Raw genomic sequence first — 6818 nt, 5'->3', positions numbered from 1 at the left:
ACGTGCGACGGAGCCGGTCCGCCCCGGAGAGCACGGCGGCGGCCAGCGCCTCGGCCGCCGCCGACGGACGCGGTCCGCGGAGCAGCGCGAACTCCACCGGCCCGAGCTCCGGCAGCCCGCTGACGCGCACCAGCCCCGGCGGGATCAGCCCGCGGGCGTGCGCCATCACCCCGAGCCCGGCCCGGGCCGCCGCGATCAGGCCGCTGAGGCTGCCGCTCGTGCACGCGATCCGCCAGGCCCGTCCCTCCCGTTCCAGCACCTCCAGCGCCCGCGCCCGGGTGATGCCCGGCGGCGGGAAGACGATCAGCGGAACAGGGCGCTCCGGGTCCACCCGCAGCCCTTCCGCGCCGATCCACACCAGCCGGTCCCGCCGGACGAGCCGGCCCCGCTCGTCCCCGGGCCCCCGCCGCTTCGCGAGAACCAGGTCCAGGCGCCCCGCGTCCAGCCGCTCGTGCAGCGTCCCGGAGAGCTCCACCGACAACTCCAGATCCACCTCGGGATGCTCGTGGCGGAACCCTTCGAGGATCTCCGGGAGGCGCGTCAGCACGAAGTCCTCCGAAGCCCCGAACCGCAGCCGCCCGCGCAGCCGGGTCCCCGCGAAGAAGGCCGCCGCCCGCTCGTGCGCTTCCAGGATCGTCCGCGCGAAGCCCAGCAGCGCCTCCCCGTCCTCCGTCAGCCCCACGCTGTGCGTGTCCCGGACGAACAGCGGCCGCCCCGTCGCCTCCTCCAGTCGCCGCACGTGCTGACTGACCGTGGACTGCCCCACGCCGAGCCGCCCCGCGGCCTGCGTGAAGCTGAGCGTCTGGGCGACCGTGAGGAACGTACGCAGCTGGACCGGGTCGTACATACCGGCCCACGCTAGCGCCGTTCATCACGGATCGCGATGGCAGTCAGTGCGGTATGCGGGTTTCCCGATGAGCGACCCACCACCGACCATGAAGGGAGCACCCGCCCCGACAGCAAGTGAGCACCCCCGCATGCGCCGCCCGCACCTCCCCGCCCGGCTGCCCCTGGACCCGTACATCCTGGCCCTGCTCACCACCGTGGGCCTCGCCGCCCTGCTCCCCGCCCGCGGCCCGGCGGCCGCCGCCGCCGACATCGCCTCCACCGCGGCCGTGGCCCTGCTCTTCTTCCTCTACGGCGCCCGGCTCTCCACCCGCGAGGCCGTCGCCGGCCTGCGCCACTGGCGGCTCCACCTCACCGTGCTCGCCTGCACCTTCGTACTCTTCCCGCTCCTCGGCCTCGCCGCCCGCGGCCTCGTCCCCAGCCTGCTCACCGCCCCCCTCTACGGCGGGCTGCTCTTCCTCTGCCTCGTCCCCTCGACCGTGCAGTCCTCCATCGCCTTCACCTCGATCGCCCGCGGCAACGTCCCCGCCGCCATCTGCGCCGGCTCCTTCTCCAGCCTGGCCGGCATCGTCCTCACCCCCCTCCTCGCCGCCGGCCTGCTCGACGGCGACGCGGGCGGCTTCTCCCTCGACTCCCTCCTGAAGATCACCCTCCAGCTCCTGCTGCCCTTCCTCCTCGGACAGGCCCTGCGCCCCTCGGTCGGCGGCTTCCTCGTCCGCCACAAGCAGGTCCTCGGCTACGTCGACCGCGGCTCGATCCTGCTGGTCGTCTACGCCGCCTTCAGCGCGGGCGTGGTCGCGGGCATCTGGCACCAGGTCAGCCTCCCGCGGCTCGCCGCCCTCCTGCTGGTGGAGGCCGTACTCCTCACCGTGATGCTCCTCGTCACCTGGTACGGCGCGGCCCGCCTCGGCTTCGGCCGCGCGGACCGCATCGCCGTCCAGTTCGCCGGGTCCAAAAAGAGCCTGGCCGCCGGACTCCCCATGGCCAGCGTGCTGTTCGGCCCACACGCCGCCCTCGCCGTGCTCCCGCTGATGCTGTTCCACCAGATGCAGCTGATGGTCTGTGCGGTCATCGCCCGGCGCCGCGCCCAGGATCCGCTGCCCGAACGCGCCGCCGACCGTGTGGCGGACGTCTCGCCCGCGCGCCAACGGCCCGCGCCCCGGGCCCGTTAACGTTCGGTGGTGACCTGGATACGCCCCCTCGGCGCGCACGCCGAACGCCCTTGCACGCTGGTGGTCTGCCGGGGCTGCTGCTGCGGTGACCCGCGCAAGAACCCCGGCTCCGACCACGCCGGTCAACTCGCCCGGCTGCGCGAGGCCGCCGCCGCTTCCGGGGGCCGCCTGGCCGTCCGTACGAGCGAGTGCCTCGGCCCCTGCGCCCAGGCCAACGTCATCGTGGTGCAGCCCACCACCGAGGCCCGCCGCCGCGGCGCCCGCGCGGCCTGGTTCGGCTGGGCCCTGGACGACACCGCGACCGACGAGATCATCGCCTGGGCCGAATCGGGCGGCCCGGGCACCACCCCGGTGCCGCCGACCCTGGACCTCCACCGCATCGACCCCCCGCAACCGAAGCCGGCGGACCGGCCGTCGCGCCGCGTCCGGAAGAGCCGCTGATGGCGACCGACACCAAGCGCTTCCTCGGCATTGCCGTGGGTGTGCCGGCCTGCCTGCTCATCCTGTCCGCCGCGGCGTTCTGGGCGCTGGGTGGCTTCGACTCCTCCTCCCGCCTCACCGAGGAGGACGTGGCCGGCACGTGGCACAGCACCGCGGGAGCGACGCTTGAGGTCATGCCCGGGGGCCGGGCCCGGCTCGCCGGCGCCTCCGGCTGGGACTGTGTCGGCCCCTCGGCACCGACGGCGGACCGGTTCTCCGCGAAGGGCACCTGGGTGTTCGCCACCCACTCCGACGAAGACCCGGGGGTCAGAGTCCAGTTCGTCGTCGACGGCGCGGGCGGCGAGCGCTGCGCCGACTGGTTCGCGATCAGGTCGCAGGAGCGGGCCGGCTTCCTCGGGTATCACGGCGGAGACCGCGAGACCTACCGCAGGACCGGCACCGCGGCCCGTTGATGACGATGAGGTGAGGAGCGCCCCTCCCATGCACGGCGGTACCGGCCCCGCGCGAGCAGGAGGGCACCTCTCGGGGACGGCGGCGGGCCGAGCGGTACCGGCGTACCCCTACAGGATGATCCGCTCGTCGCCCGCGTAGATGTTCAGGTCCGGCCCCCGCAGGAAGCCGACCAGCGTCATCCCCGACTCCAGCGCCAGGTCCACCGCCAGCGAGGACGGCGCCGAGACGGCCGCCAGCACCGGGATGCCCGCCATCACCGCCTTCTGCACGAGCTCGAAGGAGGCCCGGCCCGACACCAGCAGGACCGCGCCCGTCAGCGGGAGCCGCCCGGACTGGTACGCCCGGCCCACGATCTTGTCCACCGCGTTGTGCCGGCCCACGTCCTCCCGCAGGTCGAGCAGCTCCCCCTGCGCCGTGAACAGCCCGGCCGCGTGCAGCCCGCCCGTACGGTCGAAGACCTTCTGGGCCTCGCGCAGCCGGTCGGGCATCGCGCAGAGGACCTCCACGGGGACCCGTACCGGATCGGCGGCGATCCCCGGGAAACGGGTCGCCGTACGGACCGCGTCCAGGCTGGCCTTGCCGCACAGGCCGCAGGAGGAGGTGGTGTAGACATTCCGTTCCAGCGTGATGTCGGGCACCGGGACCCCGGCGGCCAGCTGCACGTTCACCACGTTGTAGGTGTTGGAACCGTCCTCGGTCGCCCCCTCGCAGTAGGTGACGGCCTGCACGTCCGAGGAGGCCGCGAGCACCCCCTCACTGACGAGGAAGCCCACGGCCAGGGCGAAGTCGTCGCCCGGCGTTCGCATCGTGATGGCCAGCGGTTTGCCGTTCAGCCGTATCTCCAGCGGCTCCTCGGCCACCAGCGTGTCCGGCCGGACACCCGCCGCGCCGTTCCGGATCCGGACGACACGACGACGCTCGGTGACCCGTCCCATGGTGATCAGCACACCCCTTCTGTTCTCGCCGGTTCCCGGCACACGCTCATTGTCCCGGTTCCGCTTCCCGCGACGCCCCCGGCAGGCGGATCCTCGGGAAGCTCCAAAATCCGGTGCCGGAATCCTGTCGGGTCACGCACACACGTACCCACCAGTAGCAGGCGAAGCTGGGTGATCCTGACTTCCGTACAAGGGGGGACCCCGCCCATGACTGGTTCACGCGTGGTGGCGCTAGGGCACTACCAGCCCGCGAAAGTGCTCACCAACGAGGACCTCTCGGCCATGGTCGACACCACCGACGAGTGGATCCGGTCCCGCGTCGGCATCCGCACGCGCCACATGGCGGGCCCGGACGAACCGGTGGACGAGCTGGCCTACCAGGCGGCGGGCAAGGCGCTGGCCGGCGCCGGCCTGACCCCGGACGACATCGACCTGGTGCTGGTCGCCACGTCGACCGCGATCGACCGTTCGCCCAACATGGCCGCGCGCGTCGCCGCCAAGCTGGGCATGGGCGGCGGCCCCGCCGTGATGGACATCAACGTCGTCTGCTCGGGCTTCACCCATGCCCTGGCCACCGCCGACCACGCCATCCGGGCCGGCTCCGCCACCCGCGCCCTGGTCATCGGCGCCGACAAGATGACCGAGATCACCGACTGGACCGACCGCACCACCTGCGTGCTCACCGGCGACGGAGCGGGCGCGGCCGTCGTCGAGGCCTGCGAGGAGCCGGGCATCGGCCCGGTCCTGTGGGGTTCGGTCCCCGAGATGGGCAACGCGGTCCGGATCGAGGGCTCGCCGCCGGTCTTCGCCCAGGAGGGCCAGTCCGTCTACCGCTGGACCACCAGCCAGCTGCCGCCGCTCGCCCGCAAGGTGTGCGAGAAGGCCGGAGTCACGCCGGAGGAACTGGCCGCGGTCGTCCTCCACCAGGCGAACCTGCGGATCATCGAGCCGCTCGCCGCGAAGATCGGCGCCGTCAACGCCGTCGTCGCCCGCGATGTCATCGAGTCCGGCAACACCTCGGCCGCCAGCATTCCGATGGCCCTGTCGAAGCTGGTACAGCGCGGCGAGATCCCGTCCGGCGCCCCGGTCCTCCTCTTCGGCTTCGGCGGCAACCTCTCCTACGCGGGCCAGGTCATCCACTGCCCGTGACGGTTTCCGGGGCCGCTGCTTCCGCCGGCTCGGCGGGGGAGCGGCGGCCCTCGGCCGCCAGCGCGCCGACCAGGACACACGCCAGGGCCACCAGCTGGCCGGCCCCCGCCCAGCCGGTTCCCACCGGGACGGTGGCGAGCGCGAGCACCAGGGCCGCCGCGCGGTAGCGGGCCGGTCGGATGCCCAGCGCCGCGCGGAAGGCCAGGTCCCCGGCCAGGTAGAGGGCGACCCCGCCGGCCAGCGCGACCGCCGGGCCGGTGTGCAGGTGCTCGCCGAGGTGACCGATGGTCTTCTTGACGCCCGCCGCGAAGACGGCGATGCCCAGGAGCATGGGCAGGAAGGCGTAGTAGTACGCGACCATCGCCAGCCTGAAACGCCGCTCCGCCGGGGTCTGCTCGAAGACCTCCTCGGCCCGCCCCTCGTCGCGTACGAAGTACATCCACCACATCGCCGACGCGATCGTCAGGGCCAGGAACGCGCCGCCGGCGATGCCGAGGGACAGCGGCAGAGCGCCCACCCCGATGCCGATCGCGATCACGGACTCGCCGAAGACGATGATCAGCAGCAGACCGTGCCGCTCCACCAGGTGCGCCGCGTTCATCCCGCCGAGCTGATCCCCGACCGTCTGCCCGGGCGCCTCGGCCATCGTGGCCGTCTCAGCCGTCTCGGGCGGCGCGGCCGTCTCCGCCTCCGCCGGCCCGCTCGCCGCGACCCGCTGCACGACCACCGGCGTCACGAACTGCAGCAGCAGTGCCAGCATCCACAGCCCCCAGGCCGGCAGCCCGTCGAAGAACCCGGCCGCCGTGACCGACAGCGCGCACAGGACGTTGGGCAGCGCGAACCACAGCACCCCGCGCCCGTGCGCCTGCGTGAACAGCGCGCTGTGGACCAGGACGACCAGCAGGTACCCGAGGCCGAAGGCGGGACCGCCGGCCCCGAAAGCGGTGGGTACGGCCAGGGCGCACACCATGAACGCCCCCATGGCCAGCATCAGCAGCACCCGCCGGACCGTCCGGTCCGGCGGCACCTGGTTGGTCAGGTGCGCGTAGCCCCCGTACATCCAGAACAGGACGGTGAAGATCAGCACCACCTGCCCCGCGCCCCGCACGCTCAGGTCGTCCGCCAGAAGCACCGTCAACTGCGTGATGGTGAAGACGAAAACGAGATCGAAGAACAGCTCCAGCGTGCTGACGCGGTGCTCGGATTCCATGCGCGGCTCCCCCCGGATGTGTGCGCAGCCATCCGACCGCCTGCCAAGCCCTGATGTCCAGCCGGTATCAGCATCCGGCGGCGAGGCGATCCGTCTCGCCACGGTCGGCGGTACATGCGTGCAGGTCAGCCCGGCGTGGCGGAGGATCACCGCCCGGATAAGTGGTCGGACCCCCGCCGATCCTTTGCTATTGTTGTCCATGTCGCCGCGGGAAACCGGGGCCGATCACCTGGTCCGGGTGGCGGAATGGCAGACGCGCTAGCTTGAGGTGCTAGTGCCCTTTATCGGGCGTGGGGGTTCAAGTCCCCCCTCGGACACAAGAAGCGAGAGCCCCACACATCGTGTGGGGCTCTTCTGTTTTCCCGGTGTGCCCCCGTTCCGGTCACGGGCCCAGGACCACCAGGCCCGTCGGAGTGGTCAGGCTGCCCGGGGGGAGCGACGTGAAGGTGTGGGGCAGCGACAGTCGGGGCTCCTCGGTGTCCGAGGCGGCGTCGAAGAGGTAGGCCGCGGCGGCCGCGGTGTCGCTGACCAGGTGGGGGCCGCCCGCCGCGGCCGAGCCTCCGGTGAGCGGGGTACGGAAGAGCCGCCGCAGGTGCCGCAGGGTCTCCGGGG

The 6818-nt window shown here is 72.8% G+C and carries 8 protein-coding genes and 1 tRNA gene; 5 read left to right on the top strand and 4 right to left on the bottom strand.

Annotated features, from left to right (window positions below):
- A partial coding sequence (locus ACWGIU_RS25195) for a LysR substrate-binding domain-containing protein (protein WP_453709341.1) occupies positions 1-847 on the bottom strand: 847 nt, incomplete at its 3' end.
- A gap of 130 nt (positions 848-977) precedes the next feature.
- Between ACWGIU_RS25195 and ACWGIU_RS25190 the strand changes: the two genes are divergently transcribed.
- The 3 genes from ACWGIU_RS25190 to ACWGIU_RS25180 are packed head-to-tail and all read left to right on the top strand — an operon-like array spanning position 978 to position 2911.
- Positions 978-2018, top strand: coding sequence for a bile acid:sodium symporter family protein (locus tag ACWGIU_RS25190; RefSeq protein ID WP_453709339.1), 1041 nt, complete (start codon positions 978-980; stop codon positions 2016-2018).
- A 9-nt stretch (positions 2019-2027) separates the two neighbouring features.
- Positions 2028-2459, top strand: coding sequence for a (2Fe-2S) ferredoxin domain-containing protein (locus ACWGIU_RS25185; protein WP_453709337.1), 432 nt, complete (start codon positions 2028-2030; stop codon positions 2457-2459).
- Positions 2459-2911: a hypothetical protein gene (locus ACWGIU_RS25180; RefSeq protein WP_453709335.1), complete on the top strand. Its 453-nt coding sequence runs from the start codon at positions 2459-2461 to the stop codon at positions 2909-2911. Before ACWGIU_RS25185 ends, ACWGIU_RS25180 begins: the two co-directional genes overlap by 1 nt.
- Before the next feature lie 108 nt (positions 2912-3019).
- Here ACWGIU_RS25180 and fdhD read toward each other — a convergent pair whose 3' ends face one another.
- Positions 3020-3847, bottom strand: coding sequence for a formate dehydrogenase accessory sulfurtransferase FdhD (gene fdhD / locus ACWGIU_RS25175; protein WP_453709343.1), 828 nt, complete (start codon positions 3845-3847; stop codon positions 3020-3022).
- 207 nt (positions 3848-4054) lie between these two features.
- Between fdhD and ACWGIU_RS25170 the strand changes: the two genes are divergently transcribed.
- Entirely contained in the window at positions 4055-4996 is a 942-nt protein-coding gene (locus ACWGIU_RS25170; protein ID WP_030769837.1) for a beta-ketoacyl-ACP synthase III, read from the top strand.
- On the opposite strand, the gene ACWGIU_RS25165 is transcribed toward ACWGIU_RS25170, so the two are convergent.
- Positions 4980-6206, bottom strand: coding sequence for a low temperature requirement protein A (locus ACWGIU_RS25165; RefSeq protein ID WP_453709333.1), 1227 nt, complete (start codon positions 6204-6206; stop codon positions 4980-4982). The genes ACWGIU_RS25170 and ACWGIU_RS25165 overlap by 17 nt on opposite strands.
- Before the next feature lie 232 nt (positions 6207-6438).
- Between ACWGIU_RS25165 and ACWGIU_RS25160 the strand changes: the two genes are divergently transcribed.
- Positions 6439-6523, top strand: a tRNA-Leu gene (locus ACWGIU_RS25160).
- A gap of 65 nt (positions 6524-6588) precedes the next feature.
- On the opposite strand, the gene ACWGIU_RS25155 is transcribed toward ACWGIU_RS25160, so the two are convergent.
- Positions 6589-6818, bottom strand: a 230-nt coding sequence (locus tag ACWGIU_RS25155; protein WP_453709331.1) for a hypothetical protein, incomplete at its 5' end; no start/stop codon positions are given.

The sequence above is a fragment of the Streptomyces sp. NPDC054840 genome, assembly GCF_053611065.1.
The sequence above is the reverse complement of the archived record's forward strand: the minus strand, read 5'-3'. Positions and strand labels throughout refer to the sequence as shown.